This window comes from Kitasatospora misakiensis (assembly GCF_042656005.1).
In the GTDB taxonomy this organism is placed as follows: domain Bacteria; phylum Actinomycetota; class Actinomycetes; order Streptomycetales; family Streptomycetaceae; genus Kitasatospora; species Kitasatospora misakiensis.
The window spans coordinates 126506-150909 of sequence record NZ_JBHSOF010000014.1 but is presented as its reverse complement, the minus strand read 5'-3'; the positions used below and the strand labels follow the sequence as shown (position 1 = coordinate 150909).

Sequence of the window (24404 nt, the reverse complement as noted above, 5' to 3'; positions counted from 1 at the left end):
CGCGGGCGGCCGCCGCTGCCGAGGCCGCCCGGATCGCCGCCGCCGCTGCTGCCGAGGCCGCCCGCGCCGCCCGTGAGGCGGCCCGACCCCTGGTCGCCGCCGGAGCGCCGGGAGGCACCCTGTGAGCCGCGCCGGGAAGTGGTGGCTGGTGGCGGGCCTGCTGGCCGTCGCCGCCATGGCGTTCCGCGTCTCGTGGAACGCCCTTCGGGATGTCGCGTCGGCGATCGGGGCCGACCCGACCGCCGCCACGGTCTACCCGCTGGTCGTCGACGGGCTGATGGCACTGGCACTGGTCGTCGCGCTGGTGCTGACCGACGCGGACCGCCGGTTCGCGCTGCGGGTGCTGGCCGGGTACACGGCCGCCTCGCTGGTGCTCAACTACGTGCACGGCCTGGTGCCGACTCTGCACGGCGGCGGCCGGACTCGACTGGCCGAGTGGGCGCCCGCGCACTGGGCCCTGGTCCTGCTCGCGTCGTCGCTGCCGGTCGGCTCGATCTACTTCGGGTCGGACCTGGTGGCCAAGGTGCTGCACGCCCGACCCAAGACCGACAAAACATACCAGATCATGACGAATCGGTCGGGGTCTGACCAGCCCGAATCCGGGGCGGACGAACCGGACTGGCCGCTGTACGAGTCGGCCGACCAGACCCCCGCCCCGGCCCCGACCACCCCGGTGGCCGAGCCGACCGAGGCCCCGGCCGAGGAGGCGCCCGCCGAGCCGACTCGCAAGCCGACCGGCCCGGCGGCGGCCCGGCCGCGTCGGGCGACCGGCACCGTCCCGAAGTCGGCCCGGACCGCCCGACCCAAGCGCACGGACGCCGAACTGCTCGACGAGGCCCGGTCGGCCACCGCCGACTGGCTCGACGCCGAACTGACCGCCGACCGCATCCGCACCACGGTCCGCACCTCAGCCGAGCGTGCCCGCGTCCTGCGCGACGCCCTCACCGCCGAGCGCGCCACCCCGGCCGACGTCGCCGAGCCGGAGCGGCCCGCGCTGCACGCCGTGCCCGACCCCGCCCCGGCCACCGCCGACACGACCACCGCGACCACGAACTCCACCGAGGAGAAGGCATCGTGACCACCACCGCCGACACCGCCGTCGACCCGCAGTTCATCGCCTACATGGCCGCCTTCCAGGTGTCCGTCAAGCACATCGCCGTCTGCGAGCCGTGCCTGACCATGCAGCCCTGCGAGACCGGTGACGCGCTCCACGGCGACTTCGCCGCCAAGCAGGCCGCCTGGACCGCCGAACAGCGCCTCCAGGCGTGCAACGAGCGCCGCCGGGCCAAGCGCCGCGCCGACAGCCGCGCCCGCATGGCCCTGCACGCCGCGAACGAGCTGGTCACCTTCGGCCAGTGGCAGGACGGCCGCCCGACCGCGACCCCGGCCGACGTCGCCCGCCGCGCCACCGCCATGTACAGCGGCTACCTCAAGGGCGAGCTCATCACCACCATCGAGGGCGCCACCGCCCTGGAGACCGTCCTCGCCGGCTGACCACCCGCCGACCAGCACGCACCACTCCGGGACAGCCGTACTCGCTTGCCGGCCAGAGCGGCCGTCCCGGAGCCCCTTTCCGCACCACAGAGCAGTGAGGAAGGAAGCCCCAGTGAACCACCACACCCCCGGCGACGACGCCGAGAACGAGCTGTTCGCCCGTCTGGCCGCCGAGATGGCCGAAGACGGCGTGGTCGACCTCGCCAAGGCCCGCGCCGAACGCCGCCCCACCACCGCCGTCCTCGACGACGGCGACGAGGACGGCCCGAGCGTCTACGTCGACCAGCCCGCCCCCGCGCCCCTGCCGGTGCCGGAGGACACCCGCCGCCCGATCCTCCCGGCCTGGCTGCTGTCGAAGGCCGAGCTGCGGACCCAACTCGCCTACGTGGCCGGGCAGATGGGCCACACGGTCGCCTACCACGCGATCCGCACCCCCCTCTACGCCAGCCGCCTGGCGGTGCGCTCCCCGCGCGGCGCCGCCCGGGTCATGAACTTCCTGGGCCGGTGGACCTCGGACGCCGAGGGCCAGCCGCTGCGGGCGGCGGCGGCCCGGCGCGAGGACGCCGAGCTGTACCTCAAGCTTTCCCGACAGCGCGACGGCCGGGTCCGGCTGCGGACCCTGATCTCCCTGCTGGCGTCGGTGTTCGGCCTCGCCGCCGCGATCGTGCTGCTGGTGATGACCAGCACCGCCACCCTGCTGGCGCTGGCCGCCGCCGTGGTGCTCGCGCTCGGCGTCGCCGGGGCGCCGGCGGACGAGCCGCTCATCGGCCGCGCCGTGGTCAAGGCCAAGGCCCCCAAGCTGACCTCGGACATGGTGGTGCGGGCCCTGGAGTCGCTGGGCATCGGCGGCATCACCTCCGCCAAGACCAAGGGCAGCAGCATCACCTTCCCGGCCCCGATCATGCGGGATGGGCCCGGGTGGCGCGCGGACGTCGAACTGCCCCACGGCGTCACCGTCGCCGACGTGATGGGCCGCCGCGGGCAGCTCGCCTCCGGCCTGCGGCGCCCGGTGGGCACGGTGTGGCCGGAGCAGAAGGCGGGCGACCACCCGGGCCGCATGATCCTGTGGGTCGGCGACCAGGACATGGCCAAGGCCAAACAGCCCGCCTGGCCGCTCGCCCGCAAGGGCACCGTCGACCTGTTCGATCCGATCGCGTTCGCCACCGACCAGCGCGGCAACTGGGTGAACGTCACCCTGATGTTCATCGCGGGCATCATCGGCGCCGTCCCCCGCATGGGCAAGACCTTCCTGCTCCGCCTGCTCATGCTCATCGCCGCCCTCGACCCCCGCGCCGAGCTGCACACCTACGACCTCAAGGGCACCGGCGACCTCGACCCGGTCGGCGAGAAGGTGTCCCACCGCCACCGCGCTGGCGACGACGACGAGGACATCGAGTACGCCATCGCCGACATGCGCGAACTGCGGGCCGAGCTGCGGCGCCGCACCAAGGTGATCCGCTCCCTGCCCCGGGACGTGTGCCCGGAGTCGAAGGTCACCAGCAAGCTCGCCGACAACAAGGCGCTGCGGCTGCACCCGATCGTCGTCGGCGTGGACGAGTGCCAGGTGTGGTTCGAACACCCCAAGTACGGCGGCGAGTTCGAGGAGATCTGCACCGACCTGGTCAAGCGCGGCCCCGCCACCGGGATCGTGCTGCTACTGGCCACCCAGCGCCCCGACGCCAAGTCCCTGCCCACCGGCATCAGCGCCAACGCGATCCTGCGGCTGTGCCTCAAGGTCATGGGCCAGGTCGAGAACGACATGGTGCTCGGTACCTCGGCCTACAAGCAGGGCATCCGGGCCACCACCTTCACCCGCGATGACAAGGGCCTGGCCTACTTCATCGGCGGCGAGGGCGCCGACGCGCAGATCGTGCGCTCGGTGTTCGTGGACGCCCCCAACGCGGAGGCCATCGCCCAGCGCGGACGCGAGGCCCGCGAACAGGCCGGGCTGCTGACCGGCCACGCCGGCGGCGGCCAGGACGCGGCCCCCGCGACGGCGCCCGCTTACGACCTGCTCGCCGACCTGCTCGCGGTCATGGGCCCCGACGAGCCGAAGCTGTGGTCGGAGACGATCGTCGCCCGCCTCGCCGAGCTGCGGCCGGACGCGTACGGGCCGTGGGCCGGGCTGGAGGGCCGGGCGAAGGCCGACCAGATCGCCACCGCCCTCAAGCCCTACGGGATCACCACCGGCCAGGTCTGGGGCACCACGGACGCCGGGAAGGGCGCCAACCGGCGCGGCGTCGACCGCACCGAAATTCTCAAGGCCGTCACCGAGCGCGACAAGAAGCGCGACGCCGGATAGCCCAGCACGGTCGCTAGGTCTAGCGAGCACCCTCGCTAGACCTAGCGACCCCGCTAGCGACCCAAACATGCCCTGATCAGGGACCTAGCGGCTAGCAAGCCCCCTGCTAGGGCCCCGAAAACCGCCCTGGAGGCCCCCATGACCCCCCTGATACTCGCCGCTATGGCCGCCACCCTGCTGGTCGCCCTCTGTTACGCCGCCCTGTGCGCGGCGAGCCCGTTCGGGGACTGCCGCAGGTGCGGCGGCTTCGGCTTCAAGGTCGTCACCGACCGCAAGGGCAAGGCCAAGCGCGGCAAGCACTGCCGCCGCTGCCGGGGCGTCGGCAAGCGCATCCGCGTGGGCCGCCACCTCTACAACGTCGCCCACCGCACCTGGACCGCCGGCACCAACTGATCCCGCCCGCCCACCACCGCCAGGGAGACAAGCTCATGAACGTCACCATCTCGGTCGCCCTCGTGACCGGCGTCGTCACCGTCGTCCTCGTGTGGACCAAGCGCGTCGGCATCGGCACCGCCCTCATCGTCTGGCTGTCCGGCCTCACCGCCGCCTCCACCGGCCTGGCCGGGCCCGTCAACGACATGCTCGGCGCGATCGTGACCGCCGTCAGCCACCACTGACCGGCCGCCCGTGATGACCGCCCCCGCCGCGATCCGGCCGCTGGCCGCCGTCCACCTGCGCGAGGCCCTGACCGCCGCCGCCGACCACCGCCCGGCCGCCGCCCTCGCCGCACTCATGCACATCGACCCCGACTCGTGGACTGCGATCGAGCAGCGCGCCGCCCTGCTCGGCGCCGACCTGGTCGACCTGCTCGCCCACGCCGCCCGCACCGGAGGGAACCCGTGAGCACCACCACCGACGCCATCACCGCCGCCGTGCTCTTCGGCCCTGGCGCCGTCCTGGGCGCCGCCGCCCTCATCTCCCAGCGCGGTGCCAAGACCGAATCCGCCGCCGTCCGTCAGGTGCTCGCGGAGTCCGCCGCCGAACGCGCCGCCCGCGCGGCCACGACGGACACCGCCCCGCCGGACGGCGGCGAACCGCTCCCCGTCCCGGCCGTGACCGAGCAGCCCGCCCGGCTCGCCACGATCCACCAGTTCCCCGGCGCGAGCGCGCGCCGGGCCGCCTGATCGGAGAGCCCCCATGTCCTACTGCGACGACTGCGCGTCCGAGTACTGCACCGGCCACGAGTGGTGCGAGGAGTGTGGCGAAGAGATCTGCAACGAGTGCTGCGGCTGCGACTGCGACGACTCGTACTGCCCCGGCCCCGTCGCCCACCAGACCGGCCAGGAGTACTGACAGACATCTCCAACTAGCCGCGCCAGTACGGCGGTTGCCCGATCCACCCGCCCGCGCGGCGGGTGGTGAGGGGAGCTGGACCGTCCAGTCCACCGGCACGAGGAGACCCGTGTTCACCACCCATCAGACGGCCTCCCAGCACATCGGGAGCCGCACCCACCAGGCCGACGCCACCGCCTTCGATACCAACCCCGACACCGGGCACCGGGCGTGGGTCCTGCTCGACGGCATCGGCGACCGCGAGCACACCGCCGCCTGGGTGGGCCCCACCGCGCTCATGCTCGCGCGGACGGCGGCCCGGCTCGGCGACCCCGGCGCCGCCATCCGGCAGATCCGGCCCGCCCTCCACGCCGACCGCGCCGCCCTGAACCACCCGAAGGACTGGCCGGCCGACGCCGCCGCGATCGTCGCCGCCCTCGCCCCCACCGGCCGCCTTCACATCGCGTGGGCCGGAGACTGCCGCGCCTACCTCACCGAGAACGGTCGGGCCCGCCTGCTCACCACCGACCACAACAAGGCCACCACCCAGCGCCGCGAGGGCCGCGAACCCGAGCCCGACGCCCACGACCATCTGACCTCGTCGCTGTGCTTCCTCACCGGCGCCGTCGACACCGTCACCGTGGACTTCGGCCCCCGGCCGGGCCTGCGACGCCTGGTACTCACCTCGGACGGCGCCTACCTGCCGCACGAGGCGGCCGGAACCCTGCCCCCGCCGAGCCCGGACGGCTCCCAGCGGCACCGTGACGGGGCCGCCGTCCCGGCCCTCGTGCTCACCGGCGCCCCCGACGTCGTCGCCCGGCGCCTCACCGATCTCGCTGTACGGGCCGACCCCGCCGGGGCCGACAACGCCACCGTGCTGGTTGTCGACCTGCACCCCGCCCGCTGATTCAGCCGACAGGCAGTCAGGAACAGCGCGAATTCCGGGGCGGCCAGCACTCCCGGCCAAGGACAGCCCGACCGCCCCGGTTCTCCACCCGCTCCAACGAGACGAGGAGAACCCCCAGCATGACCCCGATCGCACCGCCGCTCAAAGTCCTCGACGCCTTCTGCTGCGCGGGAGGAGCCGGAACCGGCTACGCCGACGCCGGGTTCGAGGTGACCGGCATCGACATCGAGCCCCGCCCGAACTACCCGTACCGCTTCGTGCAGGGCGACGCCGTGGAGTACATCCGCGCCCACGGCCACGAGTACGACCTCATCCACACCAGCCCGCCGTGCCAGCACGACTGCACGCTCACCGCCGGCACCAACGCCGCCAAGCGCGAGACGTACCCGGACCTGTTGGAGCCCACCAGGGCCGCCCTGGAGGCGGTCGGGCGGCCGTACGTGATCGAGCAGCCGCCCGGCCGGGCCTCCCGCCGAATGCGCGCCGATCTGACGCTGTGCGGGGAGATGTTCGGTCTGCGGGTGATCCGGCACAGGATCTTCGAGTTGGGCGGCTGGTTCGCCCTCCAGCCCCCGCACGTCCCGCACCGGGGCCGCACCGGCGGCTACCGGCACGGCGTGCGCCACGAGGGCCCGTACTTCCAGGTCTACGGCAACGGCGGCGGCAAGGGCAGCATCAGCGAGTGGCAGGGCACCATGGGCATCCACTGGACCAGCGACCGCCGGGAGTTGGCCGAGGCCATCCCGCCTGCCTACACCCGCGAGATCGGCGGCCAGGCCGCCACCTGGCTCGGCGCCGAGCAGGCCGCCGCGTGAGCGGGCGCGTGCCGCCCCTGGTCGGTGCGGAGCTGTGGCAGGCCGTCATGGCCGCCGCAGCCGGACGCTGCCAGTGCCGGGGCACCTGCGGCAGGAACCACGACAAGGACGACGGCGGGCGATGCCCCGCCGTTCACGGCGCCTACCGGACCAAGCACGGCCGGGGCTGGGTGCGCCTGCTCGCCGCCCCGGCCGACCCGGCCGCGCTGCTGCTGCCCGCGCACCGCGTCGCCGCCCTGCCCAAGCGGGAGTTGGCCGCGTGGTGCGAGCAGTGCCACGACGCCACCCGCCGCACCGCCGCCAAGACCCGGCAGGACACCGCCCCGGCCTGCGCGCCGGACGCCCTGTTCTGACCGGCCTCCGCACCGCCCCCGGGGCGGCCGGTACTCCCGGCCAAGGACAGCCAGGCCGCCCCGGGTTCTCCACCCGTTCCACCGAGATGAGGAGAGCCCCAGCGTGACCCTTCACTCCGCCTCCGGGCCCGACGACAACGTGTTCCCGTTCCCCGGGCCGGACGGCGCGCCGCCCAACGACCTCCAGGCCGAACAGGCCGTGCTCGGCGCCCTGATGCTCAACCCCGCCGTGCTCGGCGACGTCGCCGCCGTCATGGACGCCGGCGACTACTACCGGCCCGCCCACGAGACCATCCACCGCGCCATCATGGACCTCGGCGAGGCCGCCGACCCGATCACCGTCACCGACGCCCTCCGGCGCTCCGGCGACCTGGCCCGGGTCGGCGGCGGCGCCTACGTCTCCGGGCTCGTGTCGGCCACGCCGACCGCCGCGAACGCCGAGTACTACGCCGCGATCGTCCGCGAGACCGCCAAGCGCCGGCGCCTGATCGAGGCGGGCACCCGCCTTGTCCAGGCCGCCAACACGCCCGGTGCCGACGCGGATACACTGCGGGCCGTGCTCGCCGTCCCGACCGAACCCGAGCCCGCCGCGTGGCCGGACCCGGTGCCGCTGACCGCCGCCCGCACCCTGCCCGCCTTCCCCCTGGACACCCTCCCGGGATGGCTGAAGGAGTACGTGGCCGGGGTCGCGGAGGAGTCCCAGACCCCGCCCGACATGGCCGGGACGCTGGCCCTGTCCGTGCTGGCCACCGCCGCTGGCGGCCGGGCGGTCGTCCACATCCGGGGCCGCTGGCGCGAGCCGGTGAACCTGTTCACCGTCGTCGCCCTGCCCCCGGCCAACCGCAAGTCCGCCGTCTTCGCCGCCATGACGAACCCGCTCTACGCCGCCGAGAAGGCGCTCGGCGAGGCGGCGGCCGGGCGGATCGTCGAGGCGGAGCTGACCGCGCGCCTGGCGAGGGAGGTCGCAGAGACGGCCGCCGTGAAGGCTGCCAAGGCCGACGACGGCCCCGAGCGCGACCAGCTCGTCGCGGAGGCCATCGGCCTGGCGCAGACCGCCGAGGGCATCGCCGTGCCGCCGCAGCCGAGGCTGCTGGTGGACGACGCCACCCCGGAGGCCATCACCAGCCTGCTCGCCGAACAGGGCGGGCGCCTCGCGGTCCTCTCGGCCGAGGGTGGGATCTTCGACATCATCGCCGGTCGCTACTCCGGCACCCCCAACCTGGAGGTGTTTCTCAAGGGCCACGCCGGGGACCGGCTGCGGGTCGACCGCCGCAGCCGTCAGGAGTTCGTGGAGGCTCCCGCGCTGACCATGGGACTGGCGGTACAGCCCAGCGTGCTGGAGGACATTGCCCGGGTCCGCGGCTTCGACGGTCGGGGCCTGCTCGCCCGCTTCCTGTACTGCCTGCCCGCCTCCATGGTCGGCTCCCGCCGGATCATCACCGAGCCCGTCGCCCCCGCCGTCGCCGACGCCTACGAGGTCAACGTCACCTCGTTGACCAAGGCCCTGGCGGACTGGACCGACCCGGCCGTCCTCCAGCTCACCCCCGGCGCGGACGCCCTCCTGATCGCCTTTCAGGAGCGCCTGGAGCCGCAGCTCGCGGCCCGGGGCGGCGAGCTGGGTCACATCGGCAAGTGGGCGGGCAAGCTCGCCGGCACCGTCGCCCGTATCGCGGGCCTGCTGCACCTGGCCGCCCACCTCACCAACGGGCACACCAGGCCCGTCACCGAGGACACGATGGCCGCCGCCGTCGAGCTGGGCGACTACTTCACCGCCCATGCCCTGGCGGTGTTCGAGGCCATGGGCGCCGACTCCACCGTCACCCGCGCCGCTACCGTCCTCGACGTCTGCCGGGACAACCGGTGGCGAACCGTCAGCCGCCGGGACCTGTTCACCAAACTCAGCCGCACCGACTTCCCCACCGCCGCCGACCTCGACCCCGCCCTGTCGCTGCTGGAGGAGCACGGCTACCTCCGCTTGGAGGCGGTCCTGCCCCGGCCCCGCACCCGGGGCCGCAAGCCCTCCCCCCGCTACGAGATCCACCCCGCCCTGTCCGGCGACGAGTAGCCGACCCCCGCCGCAGAAACCGCAGAAACCGCAGAAACGCCCGACACGGGTCCTGACCTGCGGCGACGCCTCCAAGATCCACGCCCGCAGAAAACCGCAGAAAGTCCGCACAAATCACGGGCGCCCGCCCGAGCCCGCCCCGGAGCCGCCCACCGGCCCCGGGGCGGGCCCGTCCCTGCCCGAATTCTGCGGACTTTCTGCGGAATTCTGCGGAGATCACCAACCGCCGCCCCAAACCGCCATCACCGCAGCTCAGCACCCATGAGCCCTGAATTCTGCGGATTCTGCGGTTTCTGCGGCGGCTCCCCGCCCTCGCCACCGCCCAGGGAGCCCACGTGACCACCATCCCGCCCCTCGTCCTGGAAGTCCCCGAAGTCATGGCGGCCCTGCGGATGAGCCGCAGCAAGGTCTACGACCTCATCCGCACCAAGAAGCTCGACAGCTTCACGGAGGGCCGCCTCCGGCGCATCCCCGTCACAGCCCTGCACGAGTACCTGAGCACCAAGAAAGAGGAGAACGCCTAATGGCGAAGCGCAACCCGAACGGCGCCGGCACCGTGACCCGCCGGAAGGACGGCCGGTACCAGGCTGCCGTCTACGTCCCGCAGCCGGACGGCACGTGGGCCCGCAAGTTCGCCTATGGAGCAACCTGGGACGAGTGCGACACCAAGCGCAAGGAGCTGGTGGAGCGCGCCAAGCAAGGCATCGCCACCCCGACCCGGTCGGCGAAGCTCTCCGAGTGGCTGCCGTACTGGCTGGAGCACTTCATCACGCCCCAGCGGAAGCGGACCACGCAGGCCAAGTACGAGACGCACGTGCGCCTCTACTTGGTCCCGCTGCTCGGCTCCAAGGGCCTGGAATCGCTGAGTCCCCGCGACGTGCGGACGTTTCTGGCGAAGGTCACCAAGCAGAGCAGCGCCGCCACGGCCAAGGAGGCACACCGCGTGCTTCGCACGGCCCTCTCCGCCGCGTGCCGCGACGAGTTGATCGTGCGCAACGTGGCCATGCTCGTCCCGCCGCCCCGAGTGAGGAGCCGTGAAGTGAAGCCCTGGACCCTCGACCAGACCCTGACCTTCCTCTCTGCCAGCCGCACCGACCCGCTGTACGCCGCCTTCGTGCTGGCCATCGCGCTCGGCATGCGGCGCGGTGAGATCGTCGGGCTCCGCTGGTCGGAGGTCGACCTCGACCACCGGGTCCTGGTCGTCCGCGAGCAGGTGCAGCGCGTTCGCGGCGAGCTGTACGCGGACACCACCAAGAGCGGCAAGCGCCGGCCGGTGCCGCTCCCCCGGATTTGCGTGGCGGCCCTGCGCTGGCACCGGATGCGGCAGGACGAGGCCCGGCGCGCGGCCGGGGAGAAGTGGGAGGAGACCGGGTACATCTTCACCACCCGGACCGGCCGACCGATCGAGCCGACCAACCTCTACCGCTCGTTCGTCCGGGTGTCCAAGGCCGCCGAGGTCCCGGCCATCCGGCTGCACGACACCCGGCACGGGTGCGCGACGCTGCTCGTCGCGTGCGGCGTGCCGCCCCGGGTGGTGATGGAGATCCTCGGCCACAGCCAGATCGGGCTGACGATGAACGTCTACACCCACGTCACGCAGGACACCCAGCGAGAGGCCCTCGGCAACATGGACCGGCTGCTCAAGCGGAGGCACTGATGTCAGCCTGAGATGTCAAATGCCCCGGACCATGATCGGTCCGGGGCATTTGTGCTGGTGGGCGCGGACGGTTTCGAACCGCCGACATCTGCTTTGTAAGAGCAGCGCTCTACCACTGAGCTACGCGCCCCCGGTCGGGCGGCCCGGGGGTGGGCGCACGACGAGTGCCTAGGGTACCTGGTCCGGGGGGCGGTGTGGTGCAGGTGGGCGGGTGGTGTGGCGGGTGGGGTGCCGGGGTCGGGGGGTGATCGGGAAGAATGGGCGGTGGATCAGCGGTCGGGAACCAGGGAGCGCGCAGTGAGGGTGGCCGGCGGAGGCGGGCGGGGGCGGCGGTGGCCGGGGGGCGCGGTGGCCGAGGTGCTGGTGCTGCCGTTGGTGGTCGCGGGGGCGTTGGGGGCCGCGGGGGCCGCGTCGTTCGGGGCCGGCGGGGGCTGGTGGGGGCGGCGCGGCGGTGACGGCATGCGGGCGGATGCCCGGGCGGCGCGGGACGCGGCGCAGCAGGCGTTCTACGACGTGGACTCGACCCAGCGCGAGGTGCGGCTGGCGGTGGAGACGGTGCGGTCGGCCGGGGACAGTGCGACGGCCCGGCGGGCGCTCGCGGACTTCGAGGCGATCTCGGGCCGGGTCGACCAGGTGACCGTGAACTATCTGAGCGCCCTGGACGCGCACGACCTGGACGCGGAGGACCTGGAGTCCGGTGTCGCGGCGCGTGCCAAGCACCAGCTGGACGATGTGAAGGGCCAGCTCGGTTCGGCGCTCGCGGAGCTGAACGACTTCCTGCGCAAGCTGCAGCCGACGCTGGAGCGGGCCGAGTCGCAGCTGATGCGGGTGACGCCGGCGGTGGAGCAGGCCAAGCAGGCGCTGCTGGCCGCGAGCAACGCGCTGGACGGGGCGCGGGCCGCCGGGCTGCGGGCGGACGAGCTGGCGGCGCGGCTGGCCGAGCTGGCGCCGGAGCTGGGGCGGCTGAACGAGGGGGTCGCGCAGCACGGGGTGCCGGGCACCCTGGAGCGGGCGGAGCGGGTGAAGGAGCGCGCGGAGGCGATCGCCGCGGAGGCCGGGCACCTGCCGGAGCGGGCCCGGGAGATCGACCGGCGGGTGGCCAGCCTGCGGACCAGGATCCAGGCGCTGGAGACCAAGGCGGGCACGGTGGATCCGGCGCTGAGCGAGCTGCGCCGGCGGTTCACGACCGCGTGCTGGCAGGACCTCCAGCGGGTGCCGGGCCAGGTGGCGGAGGCCGGGCGGGCCGCCGAGGCCAAGCTGGCCGAGGCGTCCCGGGCCCGGGACGAGCAGCGGTGGGCGGACGCCACGGGGGCGCTGGGGACGGTGCGCGCGCTGCTGGACACGGCGGACGGGTCGGTGGTCGCGGTGAACGAGCGGCTGCGGCAGCTGAACGAGGTGCAGATCGACCCGAACAAGGAGGTCGACCGGGCCCGGTTCGCGCTGCGCGACGCCCAGCGGCTCGCGATGTCCGGGCGGCAGGCGCCGGATCCGCGGCACGCCGCCCCGCTGGACGCGGCGGTGTCCCGGCTGGACCGCGCGGTGGCCGAACTGGAGGCGGCCGGGCGGCACCCGGACTACTGGCGGTTCCTGACCGAGCTGGCCGGGGTGCGGGAGACGGCGGCGCACGTGGTGGAGCTGATCCGCGGCGAGCTCGGGGGACAGAAGTAGGCCGCACAGAAGTAGGCCGCACAGAAGTAGGCCGCACAGAAGTAGGTCTCAAAGGCGGAGCAGGCGGCGGCAGGGGTTCGGCTCCCGGTGGCGCGGATACGCTGACGGTATGCCTCGTTATGACTTCCGCTGCCGCTCCTGCGGCGCCACCTTCGAGCTCCGCCGCGCGATGGCGCAGGCCAACGACCCCGCCGTCTGCCCGCAGGGCCACCAGGACACCGTGAAGCTGCTGTCGACCGTCGCCGTGACCGGCGCGGCCTCGGCGGGCGCCGCCCCGCAGCAGGCCCCGTCGGCCGGTGGCGGCGGGGGTTGCTGCGGGGGCGGCTGCTGCGGCTAGCGGGCCGCGACGGGCCGGGCCGTGCCGGTCGCCGGGACGCCGCCCCGGACGTGGGACAGGAAGCGGCGGGCGATCTCCTCGCCCGCCGCGACGCCGACCTCGTCGAGGGCGGTGACGCCGGGGGCCGTCCATCCGGTGTCGGCCAGTTCGCCGTGCCCGGGGCGCCAGGCGGCGTCGGCGGCGAGCAGCAGGTCGGCGTCGAGCAGCGAGTCCCCGGCGGAGAGCACGGTGGCGCCGCCGCCGACCCGGCGGACGACCTCCGCCAGGGCCGCGCTCTTGCTGAGCGGCGTCGGCACCGCGTACACCTTGCGGCCCTGGAGCGAGACGGTCCAGCCGCGTTCCGTACACCAACCGGTGAGCTCGGCGAGCCAGCCGGGCGGCAGGTCCGCGCGCTCCACGACCAGGTAGGCGAACAGCTCGTCGGCGACCCGCCGCTTGTGCGTCCACTCGGGGTCGGCGCAGAGTGCCAGGTGCTCGACGACCTCCGCCAGCGGCGCCGCGCCGTCGGCCAGCCGTCCGGCCATCTCGGCCTGCCAGTCCTCGTCCGGGACGCCGTCGACGAGCAGCCGGCCGCCGTTGGCGCAGATCGCGTACGGCGGGATCCAGCCGGGCGTCGGGCCGGGCAGGTTGACCCGCTCGTACTGGGACCGGGTGCGGGTGGTGGCGGGGACGAACACGGCCTCCTGGACGAGTTCGACGAGCAGCGCGGCGGCCTGCTCGGTCATGAAGGAGAGCGCCTTGCCGTCGTGCACCTCGACGGAGAGCAGGCGCGGCGCGAGCCGGTCCGGCACGTCCAGGGCGAGGGCGCGGTTGGAGTAGATCAGGGTGCGGTCGAGGTCGCTCGCCACCACGAAGCGCGGGGAAGCGCCCAAAGGAGTAGCAGCGGCGGAAACAGCGGAAGCACCGGGTACGTCGCCGCTCGGGCGGGCGTGACCACTCATCGGGGCTCAGGACTCCTTCGTCAGGACGGCCGTACCGGAGGTGCCGGTCGCCCCCCGGCTGTAGCGGGGGTGGATGAGGCCGACGCAGGAGTACGGCAGGTCGTCCACCTCCTCGACCGGCACTCCGCGCTGGGCGGCGAGCAGCCGGACGTGGTCGAGGTCGGCGCCGGCGCCGCGCCGGGCGAGCACCCGCCAGGGGACGCGGCGCAGCATGACCCGGGTGGTCTCGCCGACCCCGGGCTTGACCAGGTTGACGCTGTCGATGCCGTACTCGGCGCTGATCCGCTCGACGGCGGCCCAGCCGGCCCAGTCGGGGGCGCGCTCGTCGGCGTGCTCGGCGGCGAGGAACCGGTCGGCCGCGGCGAGGGCCTCGGCCCGGACGTCGTCGAAGTGGTCGGCGACGGTGTCCAGGAAGGCGCCGGAGACGTCGGCGCCGGCCAGCTCGGTGTAGTGCTTGGCGCCGTGGAAGTCGTCGGGGCCGATCAGGTCGGCGCGCAGCACGGTGCGTGACACCAGGCCGGAGACGGTCGAGTTGAGGCAGGCGGAGGGGATCAGGAAGTCCTCCCGGGTGCCGAAGGTGCGCACGCAGCGGCCGGGGTCGGCGAGGACGGCGAGGTCGGGGTCGAAGCCCGTCCCCCGGAGGGCTTCGGCGAGTTCGCGGGCGATCGCGCCCTTGCCGGTCCAGCCGTCGACGAACACCACGTCGGCGGCCCGGTGGTGGGCGTCGAGGTAGCGCAGGGCGACCGGGTCGATGCCGCGGCCGCGGACGATCGAGACGGCGTAGTGCGGGGCGTCGAGGCCGTGGCCGGCGGCGAGCCAGCGGCGGATCAGGATGCCGACGGGCGTCCCGGCGCGGGCCAGCGAGGCGAGCACCAGGCCGGGGCCGCGTTCGCGCAGCAGGGTCTCGGCGACGGTGCCGACGGCGAGGGCGATCCGCCGGGCGGAGACCCGCAGCGCCTGGTGGAACAGCTCCTGGTACTCGGGGCTCGGCTGGTACTCGACGGGCAGCGACTCGGCGTAGTGGGCGCCGCCGGTCTGCACGGCCTCCTCGCGCTCCTCGGTGGGCGCCTCCAGGGCGACGTCGGAGAGGTCCTTGAGCAGCCAGGCCACCTCGTCGGCGCGGTAGGAGGAGAACTCCGGGCCGTACAGCGGACGAGCCAGGGCGGTCGGGCGGGGCTCGGTCGCGCGGGGCTCGGTCGCGCGGGGTGCGGTCTGGCGGGGAACGGCGCCCGGCCGGTGGGACGGCAGGACGGCGAGCACCACCCGGTCGGTGACCTGCCGGAGCCGGCCGAGCAGGGCGCGCTCGCCCTCGTGCAGGGCGGGGGTGTCGGCGAGGTCGTCGACCACCAGCACCACGGTGTCGAAGCGGCGGGCCGGGTCGGCGCCGGGCGCGACGTTGTAGACGTAGCGCTCGCGCGAGGAGTCGTCGGCGGGGTCGTCGTGGGCGGGGAAGGCCAGCCGGGTGCGGATGGCGTAGCCGGGGTCGTCGACGGCGAGGACGGGCGAGCGGGTGGTGGTGGAGTAGTGGACGCGGTCGGCGCCGCCGGGCAGCCGTTCGGCGAGGGCGCCGGCCAGCCGCAGCGGCGCGTACATCAGCTCCTCGAAGCCGAGCACCAGCACCCGGGCGCCACCGGCGTGCTCGGCCGCGAGGCCCAGCCCACCCGGACCAGCCGGACCAGCCGGAGCCACCGCCGCCGCCAACTGCTCCGCCAGCCCCGGCAGCGCCTCCTCCAGCCGGGCCCGGTGCTCCCGGGTGAACCCGTGCCGCCCGCCGTCGGGCAGGCCGTCCGGCCAGGCGAGGTCGACCCGCACCAGCGGGGCGGCCGGGGCGGCCGGCGGCTCGGGCGCCGGACCGGTCTCGGCGATCAGCCGCCCGGCCCGGTCCAGGATGTCCTCGGGCAGCTCGACGCCGCCGCCGGCGAGCGCCACCAGGTCCAGCCGGACGCCGAGTTCGGCGGCGGTGTCGGCGAGCCGGCGCCGGTCGGCCGGGCCGCGCAGGTCGACGAGCGCGACCACCACGTAGTGGTCGCGCGGGTGGTGGGCGTGCAGTTCGCGGATGGTGTTGAGCACGGTGGTGCCGGTGGAGAACTCGTCGTCCACCAGGACGAGCGGGCCGTCGTCGGCGAGCAGCCGGGGGTCGGCGGGCAGCAGCAGATGGGAGGTGGCGTGCGAGTGCTCCTCCTCGAAGCCGCCGACCGGGGTGAGGCCGGGCACCGGGCGGCGGGTGGAGTGCAGGTAGGGGGAGTCCAGGCCGTCGGCGACGCTGTGGCCGAGGCCGGTGGCGGTCTCCGCGTAGCCGAGCACGACGGCGCGGGCGACGGTCTCCTCGCCGAGCGGGGCGAGCAGGTCACGGACCAGGCGGCCGAGTTCCAGTCCGGCGCCGTGCACCACGGCGGGGCGCTGCGGGACGTGCTTGCCGAGGACGGTGGAGACCAGCAGGTGGGCGCGCTTGGGGTTCTCCCGCAGGGCGAGGCCGACCAGTTCGGGGAGCCGCTCGGAACCGGTCAGCGCGACGCCCGCCCGCTCGGCCACCCAGCGGCCGGCCCACTCCGGCGCCCCCGTCCGGTCCCCCGATCCCGAGCGGTCACCCGATCCCGTCCGCTCCGTCCGGTCGATCCGGTCCTGCTGCGCTGCTGTCACTCCGGCTCCTGCCTTCGGTCTTTCGGTGGTGCGGTGGGTGGTCTGCGGTGGGTGGTCCGCAGGAGGTGGTCGGGGTCCGGCGGGCCGGCCGCCGAGGCTCAGCGGCAGAGGCAGGCCGAGAGCAGCTCCGCGAAGCTGACGTCCTCGCGCGCCACGCCGAACACCTCGGCGCGCAGCAACACCCGCTCCGCCCAGGCCCGGTGGGGCTTCGCCTCGTTCATCTTGTTGGTGTAGGCCGAGCGCAGCACCCCGCCCCCGCCGCGCTCCTGCTGGAGGATGTCGTGGGCGTCGCTGTACTCCTCGTGCGTGACGACGGAGAGCGCGTGCACGGCGGGCACATGGCTGGGGTGGATGCAGGTCTTGCCCAACAGGCCGTTGGCGCGGTCGAGTTCTATCTCGCGGATGAGCCCGTCCAGGTCGTGCTCGATGATCCGCTGGCGGACGGCCTCCCGCGAGGGCTCGGCCTCCGCGAACGGGGTGCGGCGCAGCTGCGGCTTGAACATCCGCTCCTGGACGGGGAAGTACTCCCAGACCGGGCCGGTGACGGTGAACCCGGTGCCGTCGGCGCGGCCCAGGACGTTGACCACGTCGCCGATCACCGAGGCGACCAGCGCGACGTCGTACGCGGTCAGGTCGGGCGAGCGGCGCAGGCCGTACGCGGAGCAGAGGTCGGTGACGCCGAGGCGGACGGCGAGGACCCGCTCGCGGTACTTGTCGAGCAGCCGGGCTATGCCGAAGAGCTGGTCGCGGCGGGTCTCCAGGTGGGCGAGCTCGGGCGACTCCAGCACGGGCATGGCGAACAGCCGGCGCCCGGTGGCGGCCTCGGCGGTGGCGAGCGCCTCCAGGAACTCGCCGCCGGTCTCCTCGGTGAACTTCGGCAGGACGAAGCCGGTGAGCAGGCCGATCGCGGGCCCGAGCCGGCCGGCGAGGTCGGTGAGCTGGGCGGCGGTCCGCACCCTGATGAAGATGAGGGGAAGATCCTGTGTGTGGCCGGTGGAGGTTCCGGTCGCGTCGGCACCCTCCGCGACCTCCGTCCACAGCTCGCCGAGCCTGGCCACCAGATTGGCCTCGGCGGCCGGGACCTCGTGGTCGGCGATGGCGTCCTCCAGGCAGAGGACCATCGAGACGACGCCCTGCGCGGCCTGCTTGCGGATGTCCGTGCGCAGGGTGGGCCGGGTGGCGGGGCTGTAGAGCGTGGCGCCCAGCGCGGTGGCGAGGACGGCCGCGTCGCTGTCCCGGGTGAACTGCCCCGGGGCGGTGAGAAAGAGCCGGTCGCGAACGTCGTCCGCGAGGTGGCCGAAGTGGCGCAAGATGCTCTCCTCAGGAGGTTCGGCCGCCGGTCCGGCGGAGGCGGGAAAGGGCGGTGGCGCCACCCGGTTCACCACCCGGTTCAACCGGCTCGGAGGTGGTGGTGGTTCCCGGTCCGGTCCCGGCCGGTCATCGTCGACCGACCCCGGTATCCCCCCGCCCGCCCATCGTACGGATGGTGCAGGGTCGCAGACGGTTCCGAAACATCGAATTCTCGGAAGGTTACCCTCCGCTTCACAAAGCGCAAGCGTTGGCAAAGTCCCCCCACACCGCCTCCCGCGGTCACGTTGTCCGAAGGGGTGGCGAACAGGCAGGATGGTCGGCTATGACGCACGTGATGGCCAAGGGCGCCAACATCGCACTGCCGGTGGCGGCAATCCGCGCCGTGCTGCGCTGGAGCGCCACGCCCGGTGCGCCGGACGTGGACGCCTCCGCGCTGCTGCTCGGCGCGGGCGGCAAGGTCCGTTCGGATGCCGACTTCGTCTTCTACAACCAGCCGCGCCACCCGTCCGGACTGGTCCGCCACCTGCCCAAGCAGCAGACCGCCGACGGCAGCGAGATCACCGACACCGTCGAGGCCGAGCTCGCCAAGCTGCCGGCCGACGTCGACCGGGTGGTGCTGGCCGGCTCCTCCGAGGGCGGCTCGTTCCGTGGGGTGAGCGGGCTGCGCCTGCTGCTCTTCGACGCCGGGGCCGGGGACGGCGCGCCCGCGCTGGCCGAGTTCGCGATGGCCGACGGGGACGAGGTCACCGCGCTGGTCGCGGGCGAGCTCTACCGCCGGGCCGGCGTCTGGAAGTTCCGCGCGGTCGGCCAGGGCTACGCGTCCGGGCTGATCGGGCTGGCCACCGACTTCGGCATCACCGTCGAGGACGAGGGCGACACCCAGGCCCGGGCGGCCGCTGGGTCCGCCCCGCCCGCCGTGTCCGCCCCGCCCGCCGCGGACCCGCGGGCCGCCGTGCCCGACCCGCGACCGGTCGGCCGCCCCGAGCCGGGCACCTTCACCCTGGCCCCGGCCGTCCCGCAGCCGGCGTCCGCCCAGGCCGCCGCCGCGCAGACCGCCCCGGCGCCGACCGGTGTCCCGGCCAACACGCCCCCGCCGCCGCCCCAGCCGCCGACGGTGCCGCCGAACGTCCCGCCCGCCCCGACCGCGCCGCCGGCCGGGCAGCCGGGGTACGGCTACCCGCCGCCGAACACCGCGCCCCGGGCGCCGCAGCAGAGCGGCTACGACTACCCGCCGCCGGCCCCGCGCCCCGCGTACGGCTACCCCCAGCCGCAGCCCCCGGCACCGGCGCCCGCCCCGGGCTACGGCTACCCGCCCCAGCAGCAGGGCGGCTACGGCTACCCGCCGCCGAACACCGCGCCGCAGGCACCGCCGGTACCGCAGCAGCAGGCCGCTCCCCAGCCGCCCGTCCCGCAGCAGACGCCGCCCGCCGAGGAGTTCGCGCTGCCCCCGCAGGGCCCGCAGTTCCAGCCGCGCTGAGCCCGCACCGGCCCACAGCCGCCCCCCGAAGCCACCGGGGGGCGGGACGCCGCCCGCCCGACCTCAGTCCGCCTTGTACCCGCGCTGCCACTGCATCCCGAAGCCGTACAGCCGGTCGATGTCCGCCTGGAACCCGTTCACGTACCGCACCTCGCGCCGCACCGTGAGCGTGTTGTCCCCGGTGTTCTCGATCAGCACCACCGCGCAGGACCGCGCCGCCGGCGCCCGCTCCTCCAGCTTGACCTCGATCCGAGGACCGGACTGCGGCACGATCGTCACCACCGCGTTGGTCTGCTCGAAGGCCGGCGTGCCGTCGTAGATGTAGACGAAGATCAGCAGCCGCTTGAACTGGTCCTTCTTCTCCAGATTGACGTACATCGTCTCGCCGGACGGCGCCCCGTACTGGTCGTCGCCGCTGAGCTTGACGTACGGCGGGTGCTGGAGGTCGCCGAAGAAGCCGCCGAGCGGCTGCACCACGCCCCGCTTGCCGTCGGTCAGTTCGTACATGCAGGCCAGGTCGAGGTCCACGTTGTACTGCGTGTTCTGCGCGGCGTCCGGCTCCATCGGGCTGAGGATGCGCGGGCTGAACAGCCGCCGCAGGGATTCTCCGGCGCTCGGCCGCGGGGCTCCTATCCGGGTGGTCCAGTGCAGGTTGACGTAGAGGTAGCCGGTGGTCGCCGCCGCACCCGTGATCGCGTGCTGCGGCGAGGACTTGGTCAGGGTGACCTTGTACTCGCCGCCCGTGTCGAGGGCGTTCCGTTCGCCGCGCAGGTACTCCCAAATCGAGGCCATGCCGTCCTCCCCCAGCCGTGCCAGTCGCTCTGACGGTCCGCCGCTCCATGATCGGGCATCAACCCGCCCACGGGTACCCGAACTCCCCTACCCGCCGCCGTCCGCCGGACACCGACCGGACACCGGCGGGTCGATTGGCGGGGTGAAGCTCACCTCCCGTACCATGCGGCGCCTTCGGACGCGATATCGTCTAGCCGCACAGGTGTCCCGCCCGCCCTGCCCCGGGCGCGTCGGTGCACCCGTCCGATCACGACGCACCGTCAGGCCCGGCTCCGGGGACGAATCCTGACCACCGTGTCGCACTGTGACCTGTCCCCTGCGGAAACCCGAGGCCCGACCCGCAATGAACCTGACCTCCATACAGCTGGTCTGGACCGTCATCGGCGGCGCAGCCCTGCTGTTCACCGCCATCCTGGTGGCGACTCTGCGCTTCAAGAACAACAGCCGGAAGCAGGAGTCGGGCGACTCCTGGGAGCGCAGCGAGGAGCGCCGCCGACGCAAGGAGATGATCTACGGGATCTCCTCCTACGTGCTGCTGTTCTGCTGCGCCGGCGTCGCGGCCGCGCTCTCCTTCCACGGCCTGGTCGGCTTCGGCAAGGAGAACCTCGGCCTGTCGAACGGCTGGGAGTACCTGGTGCCGTTCGGCCTGGACGGCGCCGCGATGTTCTGCTCGGTGCTCGCCGTCCGCGAGGCCAGCCACGGTGACGCGGCGCTCGGCTCCCGTCTGCTGGTCTGGGTGTTCGCGATCGCCTCGGCCTGGTTCAACTGGGTGCACGCCCCGCGCGGCATCTCGCACGACGGCGCCCCCGAGTTCTTCTCCGGCATGTCGATCTCGGCCGCGATCCTCTTCGACCGCGCGCTGAAGCAGACCCGCAAGGCCGCGCTGCGCGAGCAGGGCCTGGTGCCGCGTCCGCTGCCGCAGATCCGGATCGTCCGCTGGATGCGCGCGCCCCGTGAGACCTACGCCGCCTGGTCGCTGATGCTGCTGGAGAACGTCCGCAGCCTGGACGAGGCGGTCGAGGAGGTGCGCGAGGAGCGCCAGGCGAAGATCGACGCCAAGGTGCGCGCCCGCAGCGCCGACCGCCGCGAGCGCGCCGAGCTGAAGGCCATCTCCCGCCAGTCGGGCGGCATGCTCTCCCGCAACCGCGGCGGCCGCCAGGTGCCCGCCCTCGCCGCCGCCGGAGACGGCCCGAGCACTACGGAGCCTGCCCTAGCCGCCGGGGTGGACGCTCTGACCTCCCGCACCGCCGGCTCCGTGCTGGAGCCCGCCCCGCTGAGCTCCCGGGAGACCGCCCGCCGCTCGCGCGCCTCCGTCGGCAGCACGGCCCCGGCCTCCGACACGGCCGGCTCCTCGTTCTCCTCCTCGCTCTCCTCGTCCTCCTCGTCGTCGTCCTACCGCTCGACGATCGACCTGACGCCGGACGACGACACCCTGTCGATGCCCAAGCTCGACTCCCTGGAGCGCAAGCTGCGCGCCATCGAGCAGCAGCTCGGCTGACCGGCAGCAGCACCAGTAGGACCAGCAACACCAGCAGAACGCCGAACGGCCGTTCCCCACTCGGGAGGAACGGCCGTTCGGCGTTCTGCGGAGGGCCCGACCGGACGGCGGCCGGACCGGGTGGCGCTACTTGCCGCTGCTCACCAGTTCCCGCTCCCCGTCCCCGTCGCCCCCGCCCTCGGCGCCCTCGCGCCGGTTGCGCAGGATCGACGAGCCGAGCGCGAGGCCGATGAAGGCGACGCCGATCAGGCCGGTGACGATCTCCGGGATGTGGTACTCGATGCCGACCATCAGGATCACCGCGAGCGCGCCGATCGCGTAGTGCGCGCCGTGCTCCAGGTAGACGTAGTCGTCCAGGGTGCCCTTGCGGACCAGGAAGACGGTCAGCGAGCGGATGTACATCGCGCCGATGCCGAGGCCCAGGGTGATCTGGAAGATGTCGCTGGAGATGGCGAACGCGCCGACGACGCCGTCGAAGGAGAACGAGGCGTCCAGCACCTCCAGGTACATGAAGAGGAAGAACGCGGCCTTGCCGCCGACCTGGACGATGGACTTGCCGGTCTTCTCGGCCTCCTCCTCCTTCTCGGCCTCCTCCTCCAGGCCCGCCTCGAAGACCGAGGCGAGGCCGTTCACCGAGAGGTAGGTGACGAGGCCGAGCACACCCGCGAGCAGGACCGTCTCGGCGTGCTCACCGGCGAAGAAGTTGGACGCCAGCAGCAGGGTGACCAGGGCGACGACGGTGGAGAAGGCCTCCAGCTTGCCGACCTTCTCCAGCGGGCGCTCGATCCACGCCAGCCAGTTGTAGTCCTTCTCCTCGAAGATGAAGTCGAGGAAGATCATCAGCAGGAAGACGCCGCCGAAGGCCGCGATGGCCGGGTTGGCGGCCTCCAGGTACTGGCCGTAGGTGAGGCCCTCGTACGTCTTGTCGCTGTGCAGGGCGAGGTCGATGACCGTCGCCGGGTTGAGGTGCGCGGTGAGACCGACGACCAGCAGCGGGAAGATCAGCCGCATACCGAACACGGCGATCAGCACGCCGACGGTCAGGAAGATCTTCTGCCAGTACGGGTTCATCCGCTTCAGCACCGTGGCGTTGACCACCGCGTTGTCGAACGAGAGGGAGATCTCCAGGATGGAGAGGATCAGCACGATGCCGAATCCCTCGGCTCCCCAGAGCAGGCCGGCGGCGATCAGCCCAGCAATGGTGATCGCGAATGACCAGCCGAATGTGCGGAGGAACACGGGACTTGGTTACCTTTCGGGTTCAGGACGTCGACGAGGTCGACGTTTCGCCGGGACTGCGTCCGGACGCGACGGAGCGCCGTACGGAACGGTCACGGCGATAAGGGCCTTTACTGTACGTTTACGCCGAAATCGAGGGCAATGCCCCGCAGGCCCGAGGCATAACCCTGGCCCACGGCGCGGAACTTCCATTCGCCGGCGTACCGGTACAGCTCGCCGAAGATCATCGCGGTCTCGCTGGACGCGTCCTCGGTGAGGTCGTAGCGGGCGATCTCCTGACCGTCCAGCGAGTTGACCACCCGGATGTAGGCGTTGCGGACCTGGCCGAAGTTCTGCCCCCGGTTCTCGGCGTCGTAGATGGACACCGGGAAGACCACCTTGTCGACCTGCGGCGGGACCAGGTCCAGGTTGACCAGGACGACCTCGTCGTCACCGTCGCCGTCACCGGTGAGGTTGTCACCGGTGTGCTCGACCGAGCCCTCGGGGCTCTTGAGGTTGTTGTAGAAGACGAAGTACTCGTCCCCCATCACCCGGCCGCCCGAGCAGAGCAGCGCGCTCGCGTCGAGGTCGAAGGGCGCGCCGGTCGTCGACCGGGCGTCCCAGCCGAGACCGATCTGCACCTGCGTCAGATTCGGCGCGGCCTTGGTGAGCGAGACATTGCCACCCTTGGCGAGCGTGACACTCATTGGCGGTCCTTCCTCCTTGTGCCTCCCGGGGCGCATCTCAGGTCTATTCCCCCGCGACCCCGGCCGGCCCCTTCCGGCCGGCTGAACTTTCCTGAACTCCCATCCTCCCAGTGCGGCCGAGCGGCCCGAAGCCCGGGCACGGGAAACCCCCGGCCGCCGGAAGGCGAACGGGCGGGGGGGGCGCCGACGCACTCGCGTCCGCGGCCGCCCCGGCCGTCATGCTGCACGGGCCGTCACCGGCCCCGCCCCGACTCAGACGTTGACGCCGAAGTCCTGGGCGATGCCGCGCAGGCCGGAGGCGTAGCCCTGGCCGATCGCGCGGAACTTCCACTCGGCGCCGTTGCGGTACAGCTCGCCGAAGACCATGGCCGTCTCGGTGGAGGCGTCCTCGGTGAGGTCGTACCGGGCCAGCTCCTTGTTGTCCGCCTGGTTCACCACGCGGATGAACGCGTTGCGGACCTGGCCGAAGTTCTGCGACCGGTTCTCGGCGTCGTAGATGGACACCGGGAAGACGATCTTCTGCACGTCGGCCGGCACGGTCGCCAGGTTGACCTTGATCGCCTCGTCGTCGCCCTCGCCCTCACCGGTGAGGTTGTCACCGGTGTGCTCGACCGAGCCGTCGGGGCTCTTCAGGTTGTTGAAGAAGACGAAGTTGCCGTCCGCGCCGACCTTGCCCTGGTCGTTGCAGAGCAGAGCGCTGGCGTCCAGGTCGAAATCCGTGCCCGTGGTGGTGCGGACGTCCCAGCCGAGGCCGACCAGTACGGCGGTCAGGCCGGGGGCCTCCTTGGTGAGCGAGACATTGCCGCCCTTGCTCAGGCTGACACCCACTTGTCCTCCAAGATTCGGGAGGCACTCCTCGGTGCCCCCGTGGTGCGGTCCGAAACTCCGGCGGCGAACCGTCCCGAGCCTCTGACCAGCCAACGGACCGATCGTAGTGCGGGGTTCCCGTC

General features: G+C 73.2%; 25 protein-coding genes and 1 tRNA gene. 18 read left to right on the top strand and 8 right to left on the bottom strand.

Features of this window, described 5'->3' with window-relative positions; all coding sequences use genetic code 11:
* Positions 1–121 precede the first annotated feature (121 nt).
* The 14 genes from ACFP3U_RS14085 (at position 122) to ACFP3U_RS14020 (ending at position 10865) form a co-directional block, all read left to right on the top strand.
* Entirely contained in the window at positions 122–1078 is a 957-nt protein-coding gene (locus tag ACFP3U_RS14085) for a DUF2637 domain-containing protein (protein WP_380225808.1), read from the top strand.
* Complete coding sequence (locus ACFP3U_RS14080) at positions 1075–1494, top strand: hypothetical protein (protein WP_380225807.1); 420 nt, start codon at positions 1075–1077, stop codon at positions 1492–1494. The genes ACFP3U_RS14085 and ACFP3U_RS14080 overlap by 4 nt, the downstream gene beginning before the upstream one ends.
* A gap of 112 nt (positions 1495–1606) precedes the next feature.
* The gene (locus ACFP3U_RS14075; RefSeq protein ID WP_380225806.1) at positions 1607–3796 is read left to right on the top strand and encodes a cell division protein FtsK; all 2190 of its coding nucleotides are present in this window, start codon (positions 1607–1609) and stop codon (positions 3794–3796) included.
* A 138-nt stretch (positions 3797–3934) separates the two neighbouring features.
* Complete coding sequence (locus tag ACFP3U_RS14070; protein WP_380225805.1) at positions 3935–4189, top strand: hypothetical protein; 255 nt, start codon at positions 3935–3937, stop codon at positions 4187–4189.
* A 35-nt stretch (positions 4190–4224) separates the two neighbouring features.
* The gene (locus ACFP3U_RS14065; protein ID WP_380225804.1) at positions 4225–4413 is read left to right on the top strand and encodes a hypothetical protein; all 189 of its coding nucleotides are present in this window, start codon (positions 4225–4227) and stop codon (positions 4411–4413) included.
* A 10-nt stretch (positions 4414–4423) separates the two neighbouring features.
* Positions 4424–4639, top strand: a complete 216-nt coding sequence (locus tag ACFP3U_RS14060; RefSeq protein WP_380225803.1) for a hypothetical protein — start codon at positions 4424–4426, stop codon at positions 4637–4639.
* Positions 4636–4920: a hypothetical protein gene (locus tag ACFP3U_RS14055; protein WP_380225802.1), complete on the top strand. Its 285-nt coding sequence runs from the start codon at positions 4636–4638 to the stop codon at positions 4918–4920. The genes ACFP3U_RS14060 and ACFP3U_RS14055 overlap by 4 nt, the downstream gene beginning before the upstream one ends.
* Before the next feature lie 13 nt (positions 4921–4933).
* Positions 4934–5089 (top strand): hypothetical protein, encoded by a 156-nt coding sequence (locus ACFP3U_RS14050; RefSeq protein ID WP_380225801.1) that lies wholly within the window; start codon positions 4934–4936, stop codon positions 5087–5089.
* A gap of 109 nt (positions 5090–5198) precedes the next feature.
* The gene (locus tag ACFP3U_RS14045; protein ID WP_380225800.1) at positions 5199–5975 is read left to right on the top strand and encodes a PP2C family protein-serine/threonine phosphatase; all 777 of its coding nucleotides are present in this window, start codon (positions 5199–5201) and stop codon (positions 5973–5975) included.
* A gap of 119 nt (positions 5976–6094) precedes the next feature.
* A complete protein-coding gene (locus tag ACFP3U_RS14040; RefSeq protein WP_380225799.1) occupies positions 6095–6790 on the top strand; it encodes a methyltransferase domain-containing protein in 696 nt (231 codons plus the stop codon).
* A complete protein-coding gene (locus ACFP3U_RS14035) occupies positions 6787–7143 on the top strand; it encodes a hypothetical protein (protein WP_380225798.1) in 357 nt (118 codons plus the stop codon). The genes ACFP3U_RS14040 and ACFP3U_RS14035 overlap by 4 nt, the downstream gene beginning before the upstream one ends.
* 103 nt (positions 7144–7246) lie before the next feature.
* Entirely contained in the window at positions 7247–9208 is a 1962-nt protein-coding gene (locus ACFP3U_RS14030) for a DUF3987 domain-containing protein (protein WP_380225797.1), read from the top strand.
* 335 nt (positions 9209–9543) lie between these two features.
* On the top strand, positions 9544–9732 hold the full coding sequence (locus tag ACFP3U_RS14025) for a helix-turn-helix domain-containing protein (RefSeq protein ID WP_380225796.1): 189 nt from the start codon (positions 9544–9546) through the stop codon (positions 9730–9732).
* Entirely contained in the window at positions 9732–10865 is a 1134-nt protein-coding gene (locus ACFP3U_RS14020) for a site-specific integrase (protein WP_380225795.1), read from the top strand. The genes ACFP3U_RS14025 and ACFP3U_RS14020 overlap by 1 nt, the downstream gene beginning before the upstream one ends.
* Positions 10866–10920: 55 nt before the next feature.
* Here the strand turns inward: ACFP3U_RS14020 and ACFP3U_RS14015 are convergent.
* Positions 10921–10995, bottom strand: a tRNA-Val gene (locus ACFP3U_RS14015).
* Positions 10996–11213: 218 nt separating this feature from the next.
* Between ACFP3U_RS14015 and ACFP3U_RS14010 the strand changes: the two genes are divergently transcribed.
* The gene (locus tag ACFP3U_RS14010; protein ID WP_380225794.1) at positions 11214–12533 is read left to right on the top strand and encodes a coiled-coil domain-containing protein; all 1320 of its coding nucleotides are present in this window, start codon (positions 11214–11216) and stop codon (positions 12531–12533) included.
* Between the two features lie 109 nt (positions 12534–12642).
* Positions 12643–12870: an FmdB family zinc ribbon protein gene (locus ACFP3U_RS14005; protein WP_030310195.1), complete on the top strand. Its 228-nt coding sequence runs from the start codon at positions 12643–12645 to the stop codon at positions 12868–12870.
* Here ACFP3U_RS14005 and ACFP3U_RS14000 read toward each other — a convergent pair.
* The 3 genes from ACFP3U_RS14000 to ACFP3U_RS13990 form a co-directional block, all read right to left on the bottom strand.
* The gene (locus ACFP3U_RS14000) at positions 12867–13742 is read right to left on the bottom strand and encodes an HAD family hydrolase (RefSeq protein ID WP_380225793.1); all 876 of its coding nucleotides are present in this window, start codon (positions 13740–13742) and stop codon (positions 12867–12869) included. The two genes, ACFP3U_RS14005 and ACFP3U_RS14000, sit on opposite strands and share 4 nt — an antisense overlap.
* Positions 13743–13817: 75 nt before the next feature.
* A complete protein-coding gene (locus ACFP3U_RS13995) occupies positions 13818–16451 on the bottom strand; it encodes a phosphoribosyltransferase (RefSeq protein ID WP_380225792.1) in 2634 nt (877 codons plus the stop codon).
* Between the two features lie 98 nt (positions 16452–16549).
* Positions 16550–17761, bottom strand: coding sequence for an HpcH/HpaI aldolase/citrate lyase family protein (locus ACFP3U_RS13990; RefSeq protein WP_380225791.1), 1212 nt, complete (start codon positions 17759–17761; stop codon positions 16550–16552).
* Positions 17762–18084: 323 nt separating this feature from the next.
* Here ACFP3U_RS13990 and ACFP3U_RS13985 point away from each other — a divergent pair, with 323 nt between their 5' ends.
* Positions 18085–19239: a TerD family protein gene (locus ACFP3U_RS13985; protein ID WP_380225790.1), complete on the top strand. Its 1155-nt coding sequence runs from the start codon at positions 18085–18087 to the stop codon at positions 19237–19239.
* A 63-nt stretch (positions 19240–19302) separates the two neighbouring features.
* On the opposite strand, the gene ACFP3U_RS13980 is transcribed toward ACFP3U_RS13985, so the two are convergent.
* Positions 19303–20031 (bottom strand): Tellurium resistance, encoded by a 729-nt coding sequence (locus ACFP3U_RS13980; RefSeq protein ID WP_380225789.1) that lies wholly within the window; start codon positions 20029–20031, stop codon positions 19303–19305.
* Between the two features lie 343 nt (positions 20032–20374).
* Here ACFP3U_RS13980 and ACFP3U_RS13975 point away from each other — a divergent pair, with 343 nt between their 5' ends.
* Entirely contained in the window at positions 20375–21529 is a 1155-nt protein-coding gene (locus ACFP3U_RS13975) for a DUF2637 domain-containing protein (protein WP_380225788.1), read from the top strand.
* A gap of 126 nt (positions 21530–21655) precedes the next feature.
* Here ACFP3U_RS13975 and ACFP3U_RS13970 read toward each other — a convergent pair whose 3' ends face one another.
* The 3 genes from ACFP3U_RS13970 to ACFP3U_RS13960 form a co-directional block, all read right to left on the bottom strand.
* Entirely contained in the window at positions 21656–22768 is a 1113-nt protein-coding gene (locus ACFP3U_RS13970; protein ID WP_380225787.1) for a DUF475 domain-containing protein, read from the bottom strand.
* 110 nt (positions 22769–22878) lie between these two features.
* Positions 22879–23454, bottom strand: coding sequence for a TerD family protein (locus tag ACFP3U_RS13965; protein ID WP_380225786.1), 576 nt, complete (start codon positions 23452–23454; stop codon positions 22879–22881).
* Positions 23455–23706: 252 nt separating this feature from the next.
* A complete protein-coding gene (locus tag ACFP3U_RS13960; protein WP_030395854.1) occupies positions 23707–24282 on the bottom strand; it encodes a TerD family protein in 576 nt (191 codons plus the stop codon).
* Positions 24283–24404: the final 122 nt, after the last annotated feature.

Excerpts from the sequence above, each read along its gene's own strand:
- ACFP3U_RS13975 (WP_380225788.1), top strand. The coding sequence starts at position 20,375 with ATGAACCTGACCTCCATACAGCTGGTCTGGACCGTCATCGGCGGCGCA.
- ACFP3U_RS14005 (WP_030310195.1), top strand. The coding sequence starts at position 12,643 with ATGCCTCGTTATGACTTCCGCTGCCGCTCCTGCGGCGCCACCTTCGAG.
- ACFP3U_RS13980 (WP_380225789.1), bottom strand. The coding sequence starts at position 20,031 with ATGGCCTCGATTTGGGAGTACCTGCGCGGCGAACGGAACGCCCTCGAC.
- ACFP3U_RS13965 (WP_380225786.1), bottom strand. The coding sequence starts at position 23,454 with ATGAGTGTCACGCTCGCCAAGGGTGGCAATGTCTCGCTCACCAAGGCC.
- ACFP3U_RS14065 (WP_380225804.1), top strand. The coding sequence starts at position 4,225 with ATGAACGTCACCATCTCGGTCGCCCTCGTGACCGGCGTCGTCACCGTC.
- ACFP3U_RS14050 (WP_380225801.1), top strand. The coding sequence starts at position 4,934 with ATGTCCTACTGCGACGACTGCGCGTCCGAGTACTGCACCGGCCACGAG.
- ACFP3U_RS14020 (WP_380225795.1), top strand. The coding sequence starts at position 9,732 with ATGGCGAAGCGCAACCCGAACGGCGCCGGCACCGTGACCCGCCGGAAG.
- ACFP3U_RS13985 (WP_380225790.1), top strand. The coding sequence starts at position 18,085 with ATGACGCACGTGATGGCCAAGGGCGCCAACATCGCACTGCCGGTGGCG.
- ACFP3U_RS14070 (WP_380225805.1), top strand. The coding sequence starts at position 3,935 with ATGACCCCCCTGATACTCGCCGCTATGGCCGCCACCCTGCTGGTCGCC.
- ACFP3U_RS14040 (WP_380225799.1), top strand. The coding sequence starts at position 6,095 with ATGACCCCGATCGCACCGCCGCTCAAAGTCCTCGACGCCTTCTGCTGC.